The sequence below is a fragment of the Allorhizobium ampelinum S4 genome, from assembly GCF_000016285.1.
Lineage (GTDB): Bacteria > Pseudomonadota > Alphaproteobacteria > Rhizobiales > Rhizobiaceae > Allorhizobium > Allorhizobium ampelinum.
Window position 1 is genome coordinate 776,621 of record NC_011988.1, and the last position, 18,654, is coordinate 795,274.

The 18,654-nt window shown below is 58.5% G+C and carries 15 protein-coding genes; 11 read left to right on the forward strand and 4 right to left on the reverse strand.

The genetic code is table 11. From position 1 onward, the window contains the following. The first annotated feature begins 38 nt into the window (after positions 1 to 38). The 5 genes from AVI_RS20550 (at position 39) to glnT (ending at position 5,192) form a co-directional block, all read left to right on the forward strand. Entirely contained in the window at positions 39 to 698 is a 660-nt protein-coding gene (locus AVI_RS20550) for a helix-turn-helix domain-containing protein (protein ID WP_012654064.1), read from the forward strand. Between the two features lie 89 nt (positions 699 to 787). Beyond that, positions 788 to 1,693 (forward strand): class II glutamine amidotransferase, encoded by a 906-nt coding sequence (locus AVI_RS20555; RefSeq protein ID WP_012654065.1) that lies wholly within the window; start codon positions 788 to 790, stop codon positions 1,691 to 1,693. Between the two features lie 10 nt (positions 1,694 to 1,703). After that, positions 1,704 to 2,390 carry a GltB/FmdC/FwdC-like GXGXG domain-containing protein gene (locus AVI_RS20560; protein ID WP_012654066.1) on the forward strand — a complete coding sequence of 229 codons (687 nt, stop codon included), beginning with the start codon at positions 1,704 to 1,706 and terminating at the stop codon, positions 2,388 to 2,390. A gap of 84 nt (positions 2,391 to 2,474) precedes the next feature. Further along, entirely contained in the window at positions 2,475 to 3,803 is a 1,329-nt protein-coding gene (locus tag AVI_RS20565; RefSeq protein ID WP_012654067.1) for an FMN-binding glutamate synthase family protein, read from the forward strand. An 81-nt stretch (positions 3,804 to 3,884) separates the two neighbouring features. After that, positions 3,885 to 5,192, forward strand: a complete 1,308-nt coding sequence (glnT, locus tag AVI_RS20570) for a type III glutamate--ammonia ligase (RefSeq protein WP_012654068.1) — start codon at positions 3,885 to 3,887, stop codon at positions 5,190 to 5,192. Between the two features lie 42 nt (positions 5,193 to 5,234). On the opposite strand, the gene AVI_RS20575 is transcribed toward glnT, so the two are convergent. The 3 genes from AVI_RS20575 to AVI_RS20585 form a co-directional block, all read right to left on the reverse strand. Further along, the gene (locus AVI_RS20575; protein WP_012654069.1) at positions 5,235 to 6,581 is read right to left on the reverse strand and encodes an MFS transporter; all 1,347 of its coding nucleotides are present in this window, start codon (positions 6,579 to 6,581) and stop codon (positions 5,235 to 5,237) included. Between the two features lie 100 nt (positions 6,582 to 6,681). Further along, positions 6,682 to 7,842 carry an alpha-hydroxy acid oxidase gene (locus AVI_RS20580; RefSeq protein WP_012654070.1) on the reverse strand — a complete coding sequence of 387 codons (1,161 nt, stop codon included), beginning with the start codon at positions 7,840 to 7,842 and terminating at the stop codon, positions 6,682 to 6,684. 143 nt (positions 7,843 to 7,985) lie between these two features. After that, positions 7,986 to 9,263, reverse strand: coding sequence for an ABC transporter substrate-binding protein (locus AVI_RS20585; RefSeq protein WP_012654071.1), 1,278 nt, complete (start codon positions 9,261 to 9,263; stop codon positions 7,986 to 7,988). A 190-nt stretch (positions 9,264 to 9,453) separates the two neighbouring features. On the opposite strand from AVI_RS20585, the gene AVI_RS20590 reads away from it, so the two are divergent. The 6 genes from AVI_RS20590 to AVI_RS20615 are packed head-to-tail and all read left to right on the forward strand — an operon-like array spanning position 9,454 to position 17,584. After that, positions 9,454 to 11,970, forward strand: a complete 2,517-nt coding sequence (locus AVI_RS20590; RefSeq protein ID WP_012654072.1) for a hypothetical protein — start codon at positions 9,454 to 9,456, stop codon at positions 11,968 to 11,970. 12 nt (positions 11,971 to 11,982) lie between these two features. Beyond that, positions 11,983 to 13,077 (forward strand): beta-galactosidase BglB, encoded by a 1,095-nt coding sequence (bglB, locus tag AVI_RS20595; protein WP_012654073.1) that lies wholly within the window; start codon positions 11,983 to 11,985, stop codon positions 13,075 to 13,077. Then, positions 13,074 to 14,402 (forward strand): polygalacturonase PglB, encoded by a 1,329-nt coding sequence (pglB, locus tag AVI_RS20600; protein ID WP_041698575.1) that lies wholly within the window; start codon positions 13,074 to 13,076, stop codon positions 14,400 to 14,402. Before bglB ends, pglB begins: the two co-directional genes overlap by 4 nt. Positions 14,403 to 14,425: 23 nt before the next feature. Next, on the forward strand, positions 14,426 to 15,544 hold the full coding sequence (locus AVI_RS20605; RefSeq protein WP_012654075.1) for an ABC transporter ATP-binding protein: 1,119 nt from the start codon (positions 14,426 to 14,428) through the stop codon (positions 15,542 to 15,544). Then, a complete protein-coding gene (locus tag AVI_RS20610; protein WP_041698578.1) occupies positions 15,541 to 16,530 on the forward strand; it encodes a carbohydrate ABC transporter permease in 990 nt (329 codons plus the stop codon). Before AVI_RS20605 ends, AVI_RS20610 begins: the two co-directional genes overlap by 4 nt. A 1-nt stretch (position 16,531) precedes the next feature. Further along, entirely contained in the window at positions 16,532 to 17,584 is a 1,053-nt protein-coding gene (locus AVI_RS20615) for a carbohydrate ABC transporter permease (RefSeq protein WP_012654077.1), read from the forward strand. A gap of 14 nt (positions 17,585 to 17,598) precedes the next feature. Here the strand turns inward: AVI_RS20615 and AVI_RS20620 are convergent, their stop codons facing one another. Beyond that, the gene (locus tag AVI_RS20620) at positions 17,599 to 18,639 is read right to left on the reverse strand and encodes a LacI family DNA-binding transcriptional regulator (protein WP_041698579.1); all 1,041 of its coding nucleotides are present in this window, start codon (positions 18,637 to 18,639) and stop codon (positions 17,599 to 17,601) included. Positions 18,640 to 18,654: the final 15 nt, after the last annotated feature.

Consider the following 18,654-nt stretch of genomic DNA (forward strand, 5'->3'; position numbering starts at 1 on the left):
TCACAAATATTGAGTGTAGATAGGATTCAGGGGCAGGCATGGCCAAGAGTGAGACAAAGGCAGCAAAGGCGGCCAAGGCAATATTGGCGCAAGACCCCCATGCTGTGCGCGAACCACGGGCCAATAATCTGGAAATGGCCATTGGCCATGAGGTGCGGACTTTTCGCAAAAAACTCGGCATCACGGTGGCCGATCTGGCAACGGCCACGGGCATGTCTGTCGGCATGTTGTCCAAGATTGAAAACGGCAATATTTCCGCCTCGCTCGGGACGTTGCAATCGCTCTCCAAGGCGCTGGGCGTGCCGATGACTGCCTTTTTCAAAGGTTATGAAGAGCCGCGTAGTGCAAGCTTCGTCAAGGCAGGTGAAGGCGTGCATCTGGAGCGGCGAGGCACCCGTGCTGGTCATCATTACAGCTTGCTGGGCCACATCGAAAACAACACCTCCGGCGTGGTGGTGGAGCCTTACTTGATCACGCTCAACACCGAATCCGATGTGTTTCCCACCTTTCAGCATGAGGGGATGGAGTTTCTCTACATGCTCGAAGGCGAGGTGGTCTATCGCCATGGCGAGAGCCTCTATCGGATGCAGCCGGGAGACAGCTTGTTTTTTGATGCCGATGCCCCGCATGGCCCCGAAGAACTGGTGGCGCTGCCTGCCCGTTATCTCTCCATCATTTCCTACCCGCATCAAAAATAATTGCCTTAAAGGAAAATTTTATTCTTTAGGATTGATTTTATCAAACGCGCCTGTTAGCCATTGTCCAACGACAAATGGAGAGGCTGACCATGTGCGGCATTGTTGGATTGTTCCTGAAAGACAAGAGCCTTGAACCTCAGCTGGGAGCCATGCTCTCGGATATGCTGATCACCATGACCGATCGCGGCCCGGATTCTGCGGGCATTGCGATTTACGGCGCAGGTGAAAAGGGCAAGGCGAAAATTACCATTCAATCACCGGAACCCTCGGTGGATTTTGCTGGTCTCGATGCTGATCTCACCAAGGCTGGCATTCCAGCGCAGGTGACGGTGAAAAGCACCCATGCGGTGATTGATATTGATGCAGCAAAGCTTGGCGACATACGTGGCGTTTTGAGCGAGATTCGCCCGAATGTCCGCATCATGGGTTCTGGTGAAAGTGTCGAGATTTTCAAGGAAATCGGTCTGCCGAAGGATGTTGTGGCCCGCTTTGATGTGCGCTCGATGGGCGGCAGCCACGGCATTGGCCACACCCGTATGGCCACAGAGAGTGCGGTGACCACGCTGGGCGCACATCCGTTTTCCACGGGGGCCGATCAATGCCTTGTGCACAATGGTTCCCTCTCCAACCACAACAATTTGCGCCGTGAATTGATCCGCGAAGGCATCAAATTTGAAACCCAGAACGACTCCGAAGTGGCCGCCGCTTACCTCACGGCTGAAATGGCCAAGGGTAAGGATCTTGGGCAGGCGCTGACGGGTGCGCTGGATGATCTCGATGGCTTTTTCACCTTCGTGGTTGGCACCAAATCCGGCTTTGGCGTGGTGCGCGATCCCATCGCCTGCAAGCCTGCGGTGATGGCCGAGACGGACCAATATGTGGCTTTTGGCTCTGAGTATCGCGCGCTGGTCAATCTGCCGGGCATCGATACCGCCCGCATCTGGGAGCCGGAACCCGCCACCGTTTATTTCTGGGACCACGAAAAAGCAGCTTGAGGGACGTGTAATGCCAATCTTTGATCTTTCCCAAACCCCGCTGCGCGAATTGAACAGCGCTTTGCATGCTGTGACATCCGGGGCCAATGACACCAACTTTGAAATTATCAATCCACGCGGCCATCATGCGGTGGCGGTTGGCATTGATAGTCCAGTCACTGTCGAGGTGAAGGGCTCGGTTGGCTATTATTGCGCTGGCATGAATGATGGCGGCACCGTCACCGTGCATGGTTCTGCCGGTCCCGGTGTTGCTGAAAACATGATGTCCGGCACGGTGATTATTGAAGGCGACGCCAGCCAATATGCCGGGGCCACGGGCCAAGGTGGCCTGCTGGTGATCAAGGGCAATGCGGCCTCGCGTTGCGGCATTTCCATGAAGGGTATTGATATTGTCGTACAGGGCAATATCGGCCACATGTCCGCCTTTATGGGTCAATCTGGCCATCTGGTGGTGCTGGGTGATGCGGGTGAAGCGCTTGGCGACTCACTCTACGAGGCCAAGCTGTTTGTGCGTGGCACGGTGAAAAGCCTTGGTGCCGATTGCATCGAAAAAGCGATGAAGCCCAAGCATCTGGAAAAGCTGGCGGAGCTTCTGACGAAAGCAGGCATCACCGATGTGAAGCCGGAAGAATTCAAGCGTTACGGCTCTGCCCGCAAGCTTTACAATTTCAACATTGACAACGCAGACGCCTATTAAAGCAATTCCAGGAAAAGTGTGCTGCGGTTTTCCGTCCGGAATTGCGAGCGCAAAAAAGTGGGGTCCTGACCCCAGGAGATCGCTATGAGCTACCATAATCCCAACACTCCGCCGCGCAAATCCGCGACCTTTGATGATTACACGCTGGCGGAAATCCGCCGCGCGGCTGCCACTGGTATCTATGACATTCGTGGTGCAGGCACCAAGCGCAAGGTGCCGCATTTTGATGATCTGCTGTTTCTTGGGGCTTCCATTTCGCGCTATCCGCTGGAAGGCTACCGCGAGAAATGCGACACATCGGTGGTGCTTGGCACGCGCTTTGCCAAAAAGCCAATTCATCTCAAAACGCCGATTACCATTGCGGGCATGAGCTTCGGTGCACTGTCGGGCAATGCCAAGGAAGCCCTTGGCCGTGGTGCGACCATTGCCGGAACCTCCACCACGACAGGTGATGGCGGCATGACCGATGAAGAGCGCGGCCATTCGCAAACCCTCGTCTATCAATATCTTCCCTCCCGCTATGGCATGAACCCGAAGGACTTGCGCCGCGCCGATGCCATTGAAGTGGTGGTTGGCCAAGGGGCCAAGCCCGGCGGCGGTGGCATGTTGCTGGGCCAGAAGATTTCTGACCGTGTGGCCAATATGCGCAACCTGCCCAAGGGTATCGATCAGCGCTCGGCCTGCCGTCACCCGGACTGGACGGGGCCGGATGATCTGGAAATCAAAATTCTGGAGCTTCGCGAAATCACCAATTGGGAAAAGCCAATCTATATCAAGGTTGGCGGTGCGCGGCCGTATTATGACACAGCACTGGCGGTAAAAGCCGGAGCCGATGTGGTGGTGCTAGACGGCATGCAGGGCGGCACGGCGGCGACGCAGGATGTGTTTATCGAAAATGTCGGCATGCCGACACTGGCCTGTATTCGCCCCGCCGTTCAGGCACTTCAAGACCTTGGTATGCATCGCAAAGTGCAGCTGATCATCTCTGGCGGCATTCGCTCTGGTGCAGATGTCGCCAAAGCCTTGGCGCTAGGCGCGGATGCTGTGGCGATTGGCACAGCAGCACTGGTGGCGATTGGCGACAATGACCCGAAGTGGGAAGAGGAATATCAAAAACTCGGCACCACCGCCGGCGCTTATGATGACTGGCATGAGGGCAAAGACCCGGCAGGCATTACAACACAAGACCCGGAACTGATGAAGCGGCTCGATCCGGTTCTGGCGGGTCGCCGTCTGGCCAATTACCTCAAGGTGATGACGCTGGAAGCCCAGACCATTGCCCGCGCCTGCGGCCATAACCGCCTGCATAATCTGGAGCCGGAAGATTTGGTGGCTCTGACCATGGAAGCCGCCGCGATGGCGCAAGTGCCTTTGGCTGGCACCAACTGGTATCCCGGCAAAGCCGGATTTTAACATCCATGGCCGCGCAAACCTCCCAAGGGCGCGGCCTTTCCTTTCAACATGTGTCTCAATCCATAAAAACAGGGGAACGACGTGACACAGGATCTTGCACAATTCGCCGCTGAACGCGGCATTAAATATTTCATGATCAGCTATACCGACCTGTTTGGTGCGCAACGCGCCAAGCTGGTGCCCGCCCAAGCCATTGCCGACATGCAAAAGGATGGCGCTGGCTTTGCAGGCTTTGCCACTTGGCTGGACCTCACCCCCGCCCATCCCGATCTCTTCGCTGTTCCAGACGCCTCTTCCGTGATCCAATTGCCATGGAAAAAAGACGTGGCATGGGTTGCCGCCGATTGCGTGATGGACGACAAGCCGGTGGAGCAAGCGCCGCGTGTGATGCTCAAAAAGCTGGTAGATGAAGCAGCAAGCATGGGCCTTCGGGTCAAGACCGGGGTGGAACCGGAATTCTTCCTTATCTCTGCCGACGGCAAGACCATTTCCGATGAATTCGACACCGCCGAAAAGCCCTGCTACGACCAACAGGCCTTGATGCGCCGTTATGATGTGATTGCCGAAATCTGCGATCACATGCTGGAATTGGGCTGGAAGCCCTATCAAAACGACCATGAAGACGCCAACGGCCAGTTTGAGATGAACTGGGAATATGACGACGCGCTGAAAACCGCCGACAAGCATTCCTTCTTCAAATTCATGGTCAAATCGGTGGCTGAAAAGCATGGGCTTCGTGCCACCTTCATGCCAAAGCCCTTCAAGGGCCTCACGGGCAATGGTTGCCATGCCCATATCTCGGTGTGGGATAATGACGGCAAGGTCAATGCCTTTGCCGACAAGGCCATGCCCTTTGGCCTGTCTGCCAAGGGCAAAACCTTCCTTGGCGGAATTATGAAACATGCATCCGCTCTGGCTGCCGTCACCAACCCCACGGTCAACTCTTACAAGCGTATCAATGCGCCGCGCACGGTGTCTGGTGCCACATGGGCACCCAACACCGTGACATGGACCGGCAATAATCGCACCCATATGGTGCGTGTGCCGGGTCCAGGCCGGTTTGAGCTGCGCCTGCCCGATGGTGCCGTGAACCCTTATCTGCTTCAGGCCATCATCATTGCAGCGGGCCTGTCGGGTCTGAAAACCAATGCCGATCCCGGCCCGCATTACGACATCGATATGTACCGCGAAGGTCATACGGTGACCGACGCCCCGAAACTGCCGCTGAACCTTCTGGATGCGTTGCGCGCCTATGAAGCCGACACAGAGCTGCAACAGGCCTTGGGAGAGGAGTTCTCTGCCGCCTATCTCAAGCTCAAGCATGGCGAGTGGACAAGCTATTGCTCACAATTCACCCCATGGGAGCACCAGACAACACTGGACATTTGACCGGATGTGAAGCCGGGGGCAGCGTCGCCCCCGGCATTCGAATTAAAGCGTTGCTGTTGTCTGGCGGCTTGCCAGTTCCTCGATCCCAGCCTTCGCCTCTATCCCATCGCCTTTCAGCGTCAGATAGACGCCAAGCACAAAGGCGAGGGCGGCGATGAACAGCAGATAATAGGCATGTGCCATCGGGTTGATTGGCAGCAGGCTGGCGACCGCAATCGGTGTCAATCCGCCGAAAATCGCGTAGGAGACATTGTAGGAAAATGACAGACCGGTGAAGCGCACAGGTGCGGGAAAGGCGCGCACCATCACGTAAGGCACGGCCCCGACAATGCCCACGGAAAGGCCCATTACGGCATAGAGCACAAACAGGACCGGAACCGAAACGCTTGCATAGGTGTAGAAAGCAAAGGTTGCTGCTGCCAAAAATACGCTCCCAACCATTAAAAACCGCCCGGAGCCGACCTTATCGACAATCGCGCCTGATGCAGCGGTGCTGAAAATCAGGAACAATGTGCCAAAGCTGGTGGCGGACAGCGCGATCTGGGCGCTGTAGCCATAGAGTTTTTGCAGGAGCGTGGCAGTCATCAGCGTGGTGACGACGAGGCAGGCGGCAAGCACCCACGTCAAAGCCATGGAAATGATGACAGCAGCGGGATAATCGCGCAGCACGGTTTTCAGCGGCAGTTCCATCACTGTCGTTCGCGCCTGACGCATCTCAGCAAAAACAGGGGTTTCCTGAAGCCAGCGGCGCAGGTAGACGGCGACAAGGCCGAAGAAACCACCGAGGAAGAACGGGATGCGCCAGGCATAGGCGGCAACATCTTCCGGCGTGAACATCGAATTGATGACGGTTGCGATCAACGAACCCAGCAGAATGCCGAGTGTCAGGCCAGAGCAGAGAAAACCGCAGGCAAAGCCGACCCGGCGAAATGGCACATGTTCCGAGACGAAGGTCCAGGCACCCGGCACTTCTCCGCCGATGGCAACGCCCTGCAACAGCCGCATGATAATCAGCAACACGGGTGCGGCTATGCCAATGGAGGCATAGGTCGGCATCGCAGCCATGCCAAGGGTAGACAGCGCCATCAACAGGATGGAAAAGGCAAAGACTTTCTTGCGGCCAAACACATCACCGAAATGGGCCAGGATTAACCCGCCCAGGGGCCGCACCAGATAGCCTGCAGCAAAAATTCCGAAGGTCTGGATCGTCACCAGCCAGTCCGGCATGTTGGCCGGGAAAAACAGCTTGCCGATTACACCCGCGAAAAACACGAAGATGATGAAATCGTAGAATTCCAAGGCCCCGCCCAGGGCTGAAAGCCCAAGCGTGCGAAAATCGGCCCGGTTAAGCTGACGGGGAGGCGATGCCGGAGTGCTGATGGGGGACATGATCCTGCCTTGCGAAAAAACTATCCAGTTTGGTCGCTGATTATGGGGCGGATTTCAAGGTGTAGAACAGGATTTACCCGGCAAGGGTGAGAGAATTGGTTCAGCAAGGTCCCGCAGCGAAGGGATTGCCCATCAGGATCGAGGCGTTCACCTCCGAAATCAGCCGCTTGCCGCACAGTGCCATGCTGATATCAAGCTCCCTGGCGATGATCTCCAATGCGCGCTGCACACCAGCTCGCCCATCCGCGCCAAGCCCGTAGAGAAACGGTCGGCCGATATAGGTCCCCTTGGCACCCAAGGCCAGGGCCTTCAACACGTCCTGACCCGAGCGGATACCGCCATCGATATGCACTTCGATCCGGTCTCCCACCGCCTCGACAATCGAGGCCAGCATGGAGATGGACGACGGCGCGCCATCCAGTTGGCGACCGCCATGGTTGGACACGATAATCGCATCCGCCCCGCTATCGGCGGCGGCGCGGGCGTCCTCCACATCGAGAATGCCCTTCAGGATCAATTTGCCACCCCAGCGCTCCTTGATCCAGGCAACATCGCTCCACGACAGTTTCGGATCGAACTGTTCCGCCGTCCAGGCCGAGAGCGAAGACAGGCTGGAGACGTTCTTGGCATGGCCGACGATATTGCCGAAATGACGCCGCCGCGTATTGGCCATGCCGATGCACCATTGTGGCTTGGTCGCCATCTGCCAGAGATGTTTCGGGGTGAATTTTGGCGGCGCCGACAGGCCGTTGCGCAGGTCCTTGTGGCGCTGTCCAAGGATTTGCAGATCGAGCGTCAACACCAGTGCTGAGCAATGGGCAGCCTTGGCACGGTCGATCAGGCTGTTGACGAAATCGCGGTCCTTCATGACGTAAAGCTGGAACCAGAAGGGGCGGCGCGTATGAAGCGCGACATCTTCAATCGAGCAGATGCTCATGGTGGACAGCGTGAAGGGCACGCCGTAAGCTTCAGCTGCTTCCGCCGCGAGAATTTCCCCATCGGCATGCTGCATGCCGGTCATTCCGGTCGGGGCGAGCGCCACCGGCATGGTCACAGGCTCTCCGATCATCGTGCTTGCCAGCGACCGTTCTGTCATATCGACCAGAACCCGCTGACGCAGCTTGATGCGGGAAAAATCACTCTCGTTGGCGTGGTAAGTGCTCTCGCTCAAGGATCCACTATCGGCATAGTCGAAGAACATTTTCGGGACACGGCGCTTTGCTTGACGTTTCAGGTCATCGATTGTCAATGCAATGGGCATGGCACCTTGTCCTTTCAAATCGGCACATCGTTTTGGACATGGTGTGCGGCCAAATTTCGGCGGTTGCAAGGGAAGAGTAGCCATTCACAAAGAGGACCGCCCAGATTGCTGGACGGCCTTTAAACTGTGTCGCGCCTAACGTCTCACTTCGTCGCCGTTGCCACGTTGATCTTGTCGATATCGGCGGCCAGGGCGTCATAGGTTTGTTGCAACGTCAATTCGCCGACGATCAACTGGCTCATGCGCTGGACGATCTGCTGGTAAAGCGCCGAGCCGCCTTTTTTCTTTTCAAAAATCCGCGCTTCCTGCGGCACGTTCTTTTCGTTGTCGTTGAAGACGGCCATGGACGCCTTGGCATTGTCGTCCGTCAGCTTGTATTGCGGCTTGTCGATTTCGGCACCCGTCAGGATCACGTAGTTTTCGGCAATCTCGCGTTGGACTTTCTCTGAGCCGAGAAATTCGATGAATTGGGCGACAGCTTCCGGGTATTTGGTGCGTTTGAAGCCGACAATCCCGGTGGCACCCGGCATGGCATAGCAGCCAGCGGTGCCGCAGGGCGCGTTGATTGCCGTCCATTCGAAGGCGTCGCCGATCTTCTTCTGGAACGGATTGACCATCCAGTTGCCGGCCAGATAGGTCACGACATTGCCGTTGACGAATTCATCGCCCATGTTCTTATATTGCGAGCCGCCGGCAGCGCCCCACATTTCCTTGGGAAAGCTGCCATCCTTCGTCCAGTTGTAGAGATCGGCAATATAGGTCTTGGCGGCCTCGTCGGGAAAGCTGAACTTGCCGTCTTTCACATAGGACGAGCCATAGGAAAAGGCCGCGCCGGAAAACCGATGGCCGGAACGGTCCATGGTGAAGGGGATCTGCACGCCGGTCTTTTTCGCCACCCGGGCGGAAGCCTCGACAATGTCTTTCAGCGTCGCTTTCGGGCCGGGCAGCGGCTCTTCCGCCTGCTCAAACAATGTCTTGTTGACGAAGGGCAGGTTCAGGGTCTGCGAGGCGACATAGCCATTGATCGATTTCGGGTCGTTGACGCCGGGCAGGCGCAATTGGTTGAGGCTTTCGCCATGGAGCTTGGCGTAACCATCCGGGTCCTTCATATAGGGCCGCATGTCGAGATAGAAGGGTGCCAATTGCCAATCGGTGATCTTGGCCAGATCCGGGCCTTCGCCCACAGCAAGCTGCACCGGCAATTGTTTGGCGACGGCATCATAGCCTGAAGATACGAAATTGACCTTCACGTCAGGATGAGCAGCTTCGAACTGTTTGCTCAGCGCCGCCATATGCTCGACATAGGACTGATCGTCATCGGTGAACAGAAAGGTGATGGTTTTGGTTTCGGCAAAGGCCGGATGGCTGAGCGCAAGCGCCGACAAGACGATGGCGCTGACGCCTGACAGAATTTTTGACATGAGTCCCTCCCGTAAAAATATTTTCATAAATGGCATAACACTCCTCAATGTCATGCTCCTCCTCAACCTTTTTGAGACTTGACAAACCTGTCGTCAAGCTGTTTCGTTGACGAAAATTCGGCGATGCATGATTTTTCTATCGAAATTTGACCGAATAAAAAATATTTTCATGATCGCAGGGAGGCGAGACATGAACAATCATTGTGTGCCAGCAGCAAAAGACCCGGTTTATGAAGTTCGCACTGGCGAGACGATCACGTCCTGGTTGGTCTCGCCGCTCACTGCCAGTGTGTTTGCAGGTATTGCGGCACCCGCCGAGGACCGCGTCGATTACCGCTTCATCAACGGTTTCGTCGATGTCGGCGATCTGCCGTGTCGCAAGGCGTTCTGGGCGACGATGGTCGGGCGAGATCTGGCACCGGAGCGCGACTGGGAGCCTGATCACCTCAACCTACCGGGTGCCAATCGGCGGGTGGAATTCACCCATTTCTGGCATGTTCCGACTCATGTCCGCCGCTGGCTGCGTGGCACGTTCCGGGCCGAGGCGGCCAGAAGCCTCACGCTGCGGCTGAAGACCTGCGGCGGGGTGCGGATCTGGGTGAATGGCGCGGAGCAGGTTCGCTTCGAACCGTTCCGGCGTAATTTTGAATCCATGTCGGATGTCACCCTGCAACTTTCCGAGGGCGATAATGATATTCTGGTTCACACCGAAGACCTGGCGGAGCGCGACACGGTCTGGTTTGTCGAGCTGGAAGTGACGGATGCAGAGCCAATCGCCGTGCTTTTGCCTGCGGTTCTGGATGGGGCGATGGTTGCGCGGCTGGAACGGTTGATCCGCAGCGTGCGCCCGTCCCGCGACGTGTTTAGCGGTCAACCGCTGGAATTGCTGTTCGACGACGCGCCGAGGACTGATGTTCCCGTCGAGATCACCGTCTACAGCCATGGTCATGAGCGTGCCGTGCTGGCAAAGGCGCAGGCGGTGCTGCGCGCCGGGGACAGAACCCTTGTCGTTCAGGAAACACTCGGTATTGCCGATGGCTATCACGGCGTGCGGCTGCGCATGGGCGAGGGTGCCAGTGTGGCGAGCCGGGTGATTGATGCTGCTTTTCTCACCCGCGTGCAGCCGGAGATTTCGCATGACAGCCTTAGGGAGCGCAAACAGCATGCGCTTGTCTATTCGGCCCGCCATGGTGCGCCGCGCATCGGCCGGGTGCTGGCCATGGCGGCCTGCGGGCAGGTGGATGACGCAGTGCTGGAGAAACTCCTGAGCGATACACTCGCCGCCATCGACCGGCGGGAGGATTGCTCGGATTTCGTCCTTGTTCCGCTATTGTGGCTGCTCGGCGCTTACCCTGATGTTCTGACCCCGGACCAGCGCGAGCGGGTGCGCCAATCGGTACTCGATTATCGTTATTGGGTGGATGAGCCGGGCAATGACACGATGTGGTTTTGGAGCGAGAACCATGTTCTCTGCTTCCACACCAGCCAGCTACTGGCCGGTCAGTTGATGCCGGATGCGGTGTTTTCCGCGTCTGGCCGCACGGGAGAACAGCAGGCGGCGCTGGCCCGTCAGCGTCTGCATCGCTGGTTCGACAGCGTCGAGGCGCATGGGCTGGCCGAATGGAATTCTGCTGCCTATTACCCGATTGATTTCATTGGTCTGCTGGCGCTGGAGCATTGGGCGGAACCTGACATTGCCACCCGCGCCCGCCAGCAGTTGGACCTGATCTTCCGGATGATCGCCTTGCATACACTGGCGGGGGTGCCTGCGGGATCACAGGGCCGCGCCTATGACAAGGAATTGCGGGCCGGGCCGCTGACGGAACTCGCGCCTTTCGCCTGGGTGGCGTTTGGAGAGGGCTGGCGGAATGGTGGTGTCGCCTCGCTACCAATGTTCTGCGCCAGCGACTACCAGCCGCCGGAGGATCTGGCTCCACTGGCGATGCTGAAGCACGGACGCAGCATTGAGGCGCGATATGCGCAGGGGCTGGAGAGCGGCAAGCTCGTGGTGTTCAAGACCCACGCCTCGCAGCTTTCGACAGTGGTCGATCACAAGACTGGCCGCAAAGGCCATCAACAGCATGTGCTGGATATCAGGCTGGCTGGCCATCCGATGGCGCGGCTCTGGATCAATCATCCCGGCGAAGACGATCCATGGGGGTCGCAGCGGCCCTCCTATTGGGCAGGAAGCGGCATCCTGCCCCGCGTCGCGCAACATGGCGATACCGCCCTGCTGATTGCCGATACGCAAGGCGGACGCTTGCCGTTCACACACGCCTATCTGGGCATTGACGGTTTGGACGAGGTGATCATTGAGGAAAACTGGGTGTTTACCCGCTCGGGCCAAGGGTTTGCCGCCCTTTACAACAGCCACGGACTGGAGCCGATGGACGCAGGCGCGACGGCAGGCCGTGAATTGCGGGCGTTGGCACCGATTTCGGGCTGGGTGGCCATTGTCGGAGCCGGGGACGCGCCGGCTTTCGAGATTTTCTGCTTGAAAGCACGAGCAACCAGCATCGACTTCGACCCGCTGGCGAGAACTCTTCGGGTTCGTCCGCCGGGCCGTGAGGTGCTGTTTTTGAATTATGACGGCGACTTTCGGCTGGGGACACGTCCGCTGCCCTTCAGCCATGAACAGCCGCAACCGGTGCTGACCTATGACAGCGCCCAACCGGATCGGGGTGAAATCACCCCTCTTTATCAGTAGATGGATCAGACCATGCATCAGCCAGAGACCGGCCATCCGGCCCTCCAAAAGACAATCGACAAAGTGGCGGTGGCTTTCAGCCGCCTCAAGGGGATCAAGGAAGGCTTGAGCGGGGAAGGCAGCGCAAGCGGCATTCAGTTTGACGAATGGGATTGGGAAGTAGGCGTCGGCCTTTACGGCTTCCTGCGCCGCGCCATCGCCAGTGGAGACAGGAAGGCAATCCATGATCTCGTTGATTGGTATGCGATGCAGATTGGTCGCGGCTTGCCGCCACGCCAGATCAACAGCACGGCACCAATGCTGCCGCTGGCAATCCTGATCGGTCATGTGGACCGGCCCGATTTCAACGCGCTGGTCGAGGATTGGGCCGAATGGCTGGTGAAAAACCTGCCGAAAACCGAGGATGGCGGCTTCCAGCATGTGGTCAAGGAACGCCTGAACGAAGGTGAGCTTTGGGATGATACCCTGTTCATGGCCGGGCTGTTTCTGGCGCAAGCCGGCGTTCATTTTGGCCGCAAGGACTGGATCGATGAAGCCGTCTATCAGTTCATGATCCATGCCCGTTATCTCTCGGACCCGGTCTCCGGTCTCTGGTATCACGGCTGGACCTTTATCGGTCGTCATAACTTTGCCCGCGCCTTCTGGGCGCGGGGCAATGCCTGGATCACCGTGGCGATCCCGGAACTGTTCTTCCTGGTGCCTGATATAGACGAAAAAGACCGCCGCTTTCTGGCCAATGTGCTGAAAAGCCAGTTGCGCTCGCTGAAAGCCTTCCAGCGCGAGGACGGCATGTTCCATACGCTGCTCGATGATCCGACCTCGCCGTTGGAAACCTCCGCCACCGCCGGGATTGCCTATGGCATATTGCGCGGCATCGAGGCGGGCATTCTGCCGGTGGAGGATAAGCTCCATGCCGACCGCGCCCTTGCCGCCGTGCTCCGCCATATCGATGATGAGGGCGTGGTGCTGGGTGTCTCCGATGGGACGCCGATGGGGCATGATCTGGATTTCTACCGTCGTATCCCCAACTTGCCGACCCCTTACGGCCAAGCGCTGGCTCTATTGCTGTTGACCGATGTGGCAATGTCATCGGAGACAACCGCATGACCCAGACGCTGGAGATTGTCATCGATCATCAGGACGGCGACCGCACGCAAGCCATTCAGGCGGCAATGGACCATGTGTCTGCCTCTGGCGGCGGCAGGGTTTCGCTCAAAGCTGGATCGCATCAGGTTGGCGGGCTGACGCTTCGCTCCGGTGTCGAGCTGCATCTGGGGGAGGGAGCAGTCTTGCGGCCCGTGCCGGATTATCAGGCCTATGGCGACAATATCGTCTCGGTCATTGCCGAAAAATCCAACCGGGCCATGCTGGTGGCACGCGGTGCGGACACGATCGCGCTGACCGGGTCGGGCCGTATTGATGCTGGCGGAGACGCATTCATTGCCGGTGACGATGTCAGTGTCGGCGTATTCATTCCGGCGGAATTTCGTCCCCGTGTTCTGGTGCTGGAGGGGTGCCGGGGCGTTCGTCTCGACCATATTAAGGTCGAGAACTCGCCAATGTGGACGCTGCATTTCGTCAATTGTGAGGATGTCAGCCTCGCCAATGTGGCGATCCGCAACAATTGCCGCCTGCCCAATACCGATGGCATCGTGCTGGACGCCTGCCGCCGGGTGTTGATTGAGGATTGCACGATCTCCACCGCCGATGATGGTATCTGCCTGAAAACCAGCGTCGGGCCGGATGGAAAGGCGATTGGCACCTGCGAGGATGTGCTGGTGCGCCGCTGCACCGTTTCCAGCCAGAGCTGCGCGCTGAAGCTGGGAACTGAAAGTTTCGGCGATTTCTCCCGCGTGGTGTTTGAGGATTGCCGGGTTGAACAATCCAACCGGGGCCTGGGGATTTTTTCCCGCGATGGCGGAAAGGTCTCCGATGTCAGGTTCTCCCGGATCAGCCTGGACTGCCGGGAGACGCCGGACGGGTTCTGGGGTTCCGGCGAGGCGCTGACGGTCACGGTGGTGGACCGGGTGCCGGAGCGCCCGGCGGGTGCGGTGCGAGGACTTGTTATTGAGGACATCACCGGGCGGATGGAAGGCACGGTCAACCTCGTCTCCATGGCCGGTGCCGGTATTCACGATGTGGCGTTGCATCGGGTGCATCTAGCCCAGCAAACCGGGGTACTTGGCACCGCGTTGCGCTATGATATGCGTCCGACCAATGCCGATCTGGCACCTTCGCCCGAGGCTCATGGCCGGGCCAATGCCTGGACGCGTGGGGCTGACGGACGCATCGTGGGGCTCATCGACTATCCGGGCGGAATGCCGGGCGTGTTTGCCCTTGGGGTGGACGGGCTGACTATAGACGATCTCGTTATCGACAGGCCGCAGCCCCTGCCGGAGGGCTGGAACCCGCTGGATTTCGTCCAACAGTAAATTGATGCATCTGGGAGGATGATATGGGAGCGTTGCAACTCAAGGATCTCAACAAGTCCTACGGCGCGGTGAAGGTGCTGCATGACATAGACCTGACCATCGAAGACGGCGAATTCGTCGTCTTCGTGGGGCCGTCGGGCTGCGGAAAATCCACCCTGCTGCGGATCATCGCCGGATTGGAGGATGTGACGACAGGTGCGATCAATATTGATGGCCGCGATGTCTCTCAGCTGTCGCCTGCCGAGCGCAAGATCGCCATGGTGTTTCAGTCCTATGCGCTTTATCCGCATATGAGCGTGCGCAAGAACCTGGCCTTCGGGCTGGAAAACCTGAAATTCAAGCGGGCCGAAATCGAGGCGCGGATCGCCGAAGCCGCAAGGATGCTGGCCATCGAGCCTTATCTGGACCGCAAGCCGCGCCAGCTCTCGGGCGGTCAGCGCCAGCGGGTGGCGATTGGCCGGGCGATTGTGCGCGAACCCGAAATCTTCCTGTTTGATGAGCCGCTCTCCAATCTGGATGCGGCCCTGCGGGTCCAGACACGGGCGGAAATTACCCGCCTGCACCGCGATATCAAGACGACGATGATCTACGTGACCCATGACCAGATGGAGGCCATGACCATGGCCGACAAGATCGTCGTGTTGAAAGGTGGCCGGGTTGAGCAGGTGGGAACGCCGCTCGATCTGTTTAACAATCCTTGCAACCTGTTTGTGGCAGGCTTCCTCGGTTCGCCCCGGATGAACATGCTGAAAGGCCGGATCGTCGGCTTTCAGAAGGGCGAGGTGCTGATCGATGTCGGCTATCCACAGCATCTTACCGCTTCTGTCGATGAGGCGGCGGCAAAGCCGGGCCAGGAGGTGATGGTCGGTATTCGCCCCGCGCATTTCCAGCGGGTCGAGACGGGTGGCCTGCCATTCATTGTCGGCTATTGTGAAAGTCTTGGGACTGAGACCTATCTTTATGGCCGGATGGAAGGGCAGGAAGAACAGGTCATCCTGCATCAGCCCGGCCATTTCGTTGCCCCGGAGGATAGCCGCTTGGCGGTCGCGCCCTTGGCTGGCACGGTGCATGTGTTCGATCCGGTTTCCGGCCTGACGCTGACCCGACACCGCCAACAGGTCAGCGGAGGCCTTGCTGCATGAGCCAGTTTGCCGATATCGCTGACCGAGTTCTGAACCGCGTCATGCTGGTGGTGGAAGCGCCGCTGAACGGGCTGGAGCGGCTGTTTGGCCGCAAGCGCATGCCGTATTTCTTCCTGGCGCCCAATCTGGTGCTGTTTGGCATTTTCACCTTTTTGCCGATTGCCATTTCCATCGGCTATGCCTTTACCGGTGGCACCAATCTGTTCGTTTCCGAGCGTCCCTATGTCGGGCTCGACAATTTTCGCCAATTGCTGACCTGCGGCGATTATATGCAGCCGGGAACCTGCACGGAATCGCTGTTCTGGACGGCGATCTGGAACACGCTGTGGTTTGTCGGCTTCAACGTTGTGGCGACCTTGCTGGTCTCGCTGATCACGGCGCTGATCCTCAACCGCGCCATGGTGGCGCGTGGATTTTTCCGGGCGATGTTCTTTTATCCGGTGCTACTGTCACCTGTGGTGATCGGCCTGATCTGGAAATGGTTCCTGGACCGCAACGGCTTGCTCAACGCCTTCCTGCAAATGCTCGGCGTGCCGCCGGAAATCTTTCTGCTGGAGGTCGGCTGGTCACGGTTTTTCGTTGTCGTGGTCTCCGTCTGGTTCCACATGGGTTTCTACACGCTGATCCTGCTGGCCGGATTGCAGGCCATTCCCAAAGATCTCTATGAGGCGGCGGCCATCGATGCGGCCACCCCGCGCCGGGTGCTGTTTCGCATCACCCTGCCACTGCTCGCGCCCAACCTGCTGGTGGTGTTGATCTTGTTGATGATCCGGTCTGTGCAGATTTTCGATGAGGCCTGGGTGCTGACCAATGGCGGCGGGCCGGGGACGGCCAACAGTTTCATCGTGCAATATATCTACCAGATGGCGTTCGGCAGCGATCTTCGGCTGTTTGGTCTTGCCTCGGCGGCGGCAACCCTGATGGGCTGCGTTCTGCTGGTGCTGACCCTGCTGCAACTTGGCCTCTCCAAGAAAATGGAGCAGTGATATGAGCCTCAATCCCATAACGTTCCTGACCCGCACCCGCCGCCAAGGTCGCATTGGCGTGACCGATGTGCTGGCCTGGCTCTGGCTGATCCTTGGCACGCTGGCAGTGCTGGTGCCGGTGGTCTGGGCAGGCCTGTCCTCGATGAAACCGGCTGCCGAAATCACCCGCTTTCCGCCGACGCTTCTGCCGCACGACGCGGTGGAGGTGACGGTCAAGGGCTATGACAAGCCGCTCAGCCTTTGGCAGGTCAGCATCGACGGCACGACCCGGCAGATGGCCATGGTGCGGCGCATCGGCCTGAAGGCGCAGATGGTCGATCCCGAAAACCCGCAGACCCCGGTCAGCGTCGATACCCGCACGATCACGCCGGTCCAGAGCCTGACGATTGCCACGGAAAACTACACGGACCCGTTGACCCGGTTTGCCTTCCTGACCTTCCTCAAAAATTCGGTCTTCGTCACCGTGGTGGCGACGGCTCTCACGCTGATCGTTAATGCCTTGGCGGCCTTTGCCCTGTCAAAATACCGGTTTCGGGGCGATAAGGCGGTGTTTGTGCTGATTATCTCGACCTTGATGATCCCGCTCACCGTTGTCATGGTGCCTGCCTATCTGGTCATTGTCGGGGTCGGGTTGGTGGATAATCTCTGGGGCGTCATCATCCCGACCATTGCTTCGCCGACCGGGGTGTTTCTGCTGCGGCAATATATGCTGACCATTCCCGACGAGTTGATCGAGGCGGCAAGGGTGGATGCGGCCAGCGAATTCAGGATCTTCTGGCGGATCGTCCTGCCGTTGACAGCGCCTGCGCTGGCGGTGTTGGCGATTTTCTCGGTACTCTGGCGCTGGAACGACTTTCTCTGGCCGCTAATCGTCCTCAGCAGTCGCGAGAATTTCACCCTACAGGTCGGGCTCAATGCTTTTCAGGGCGAGTTTTCGGTGCAGTGGAATTACATCCTCGCCATGACCTTCCTCAGCCTGATGCCGGTGACGCTGGTCTTCCTGTTCCTGCAAAAATACATCACGACAGGCATTGCCGGGACGGGGATGAAATAAGTCCCCGAACGTTATCAACATCGCGGCGGTGCGATGCTGCCGCGCAGCACCAGACGGCAGCCTAGTTCCAGCCGATGGGCGGGCCGGAGCGGATCGATGGACACCAGCCGCTGCTCGATCAGGCTGAGAGCCGCAGCCCCAAGCCGGGCGCTGGGCAGTTGAATGGTTGAGAGCGGCGGAGTGCTGAATTCGCCCGGCAGAATGTCATCGCAGCCCAGCACGGATATGTCTTCGGGAACCTTGATGCCTGCTTTGCTTAAGGTTTTCAGACAGCCAAGCGCCAGATTATCGGCGGCGCAAAAAATCGCGGTGGCCTGCTTCAATGATGGGTCGCGGGTCAACAATTCGCGCAACACTCTTTCACCCTCGGCTGGCTCATAGCTCTCAGCCTCGACCACCATATCGATTGGGGCTGGCAATCCTGCTGCCAGAAAGGCGTCAACATAGCCATCATAGCGGCGGCGGATGGTGGTGCGGCCCGGCCATGTCACATGCAGAATGCGACGGTGGCCAAGCGCCAGCAGATGCTCAATGGCCTGGCGTGCGCCGAAGCGGTTTCCGGCGGTGACCGTATCGATCCGCATCGACGGATCTTCGCCATTGATGATCACAGATGGCACCGCCAATTGCGCCAGCGCGCGGATAAAGTCTGCCCTGTCGTCATTGATGATAACGATGCCATCAACTTTTTCAGCAACAGCAATCCGCTTTACCTCATTGGCGTCGATCCGATTGCCCGGCGTGACGCAAGGGACAATGCGGATCGCCCGGCGCTCGCACTCCTCGCGCAGCCCATTCATCACCGTCCAACTGACCAGGTTGAGGTCGCTTTGCGGAGCGGCATCACCGGCAACCGCTAGAAGGATGCAACGCAGCGTGGCAATGGTCGCCTTGTTGCGCCGTTTTTCCAGATAGCCCAGCCGTTGGGCGGAGGCGATCACCCGGTCGCGCACCTCTGCCGTCAGCGGCGCTGTGCCGTTCAGCGCATGCGAGGCGGTGCTGATCGAGACGCCGGCGTCCAGCGCCACGTTTTTCAGGCTGATCTTTGCTGTCACGCTTTATCCTCAAAG

Excerpts from the sequence above, each read along its gene's own strand:
- AVI_RS20590 (WP_012654072.1), top strand. The coding sequence starts at position 9,454 with ATGAACAATCATTGTGTGCCAGCAGCAAAAGACCCGGTTTATGAAGTT.
- AVI_RS20560 (WP_012654066.1), top strand. The coding sequence starts at position 1,704 with ATGCCAATCTTTGATCTTTCCCAAACCCCGCTGCGCGAATTGAACAGC.
- AVI_RS20605 (WP_012654075.1), top strand. The coding sequence starts at position 14,426 with ATGGGAGCGTTGCAACTCAAGGATCTCAACAAGTCCTACGGCGCGGTG.
- AVI_RS20610 (WP_041698578.1), top strand. The coding sequence starts at position 15,541 with ATGAGCCAGTTTGCCGATATCGCTGACCGAGTTCTGAACCGCGTCATG.
- AVI_RS20565 (WP_012654067.1), top strand. The coding sequence starts at position 2,475 with ATGAGCTACCATAATCCCAACACTCCGCCGCGCAAATCCGCGACCTTT.
- AVI_RS20550 (WP_012654064.1), top strand. The coding sequence starts at position 39 with ATGGCCAAGAGTGAGACAAAGGCAGCAAAGGCGGCCAAGGCAATATTG.
- AVI_RS20580 (WP_012654070.1), bottom strand. The coding sequence starts at position 7,842 with ATGCCCATTGCATTGACAATCGATGACCTGAAACGTCAAGCAAAGCGC.
- pglB (WP_041698575.1), top strand. The coding sequence starts at position 13,074 with ATGACCCAGACGCTGGAGATTGTCATCGATCATCAGGACGGCGACCGC.
- AVI_RS20585 (WP_012654071.1), bottom strand. The coding sequence starts at position 9,263 with ATGTCAAAAATTCTGTCAGGCGTCAGCGCCATCGTCTTGTCGGCGCTT.
- bglB (WP_012654073.1), top strand. The coding sequence starts at position 11,983 with ATGCATCAGCCAGAGACCGGCCATCCGGCCCTCCAAAAGACAATCGAC.
- AVI_RS20615 (WP_012654077.1), top strand. The coding sequence starts at position 16,532 with ATGAGCCTCAATCCCATAACGTTCCTGACCCGCACCCGCCGCCAAGGT.
- AVI_RS20575 (WP_012654069.1), bottom strand. The coding sequence starts at position 6,581 with ATGTCCCCCATCAGCACTCCGGCATCGCCTCCCCGTCAGCTTAACCGG.
- AVI_RS20555 (WP_012654065.1), top strand. The coding sequence starts at position 788 with ATGTGCGGCATTGTTGGATTGTTCCTGAAAGACAAGAGCCTTGAACCT.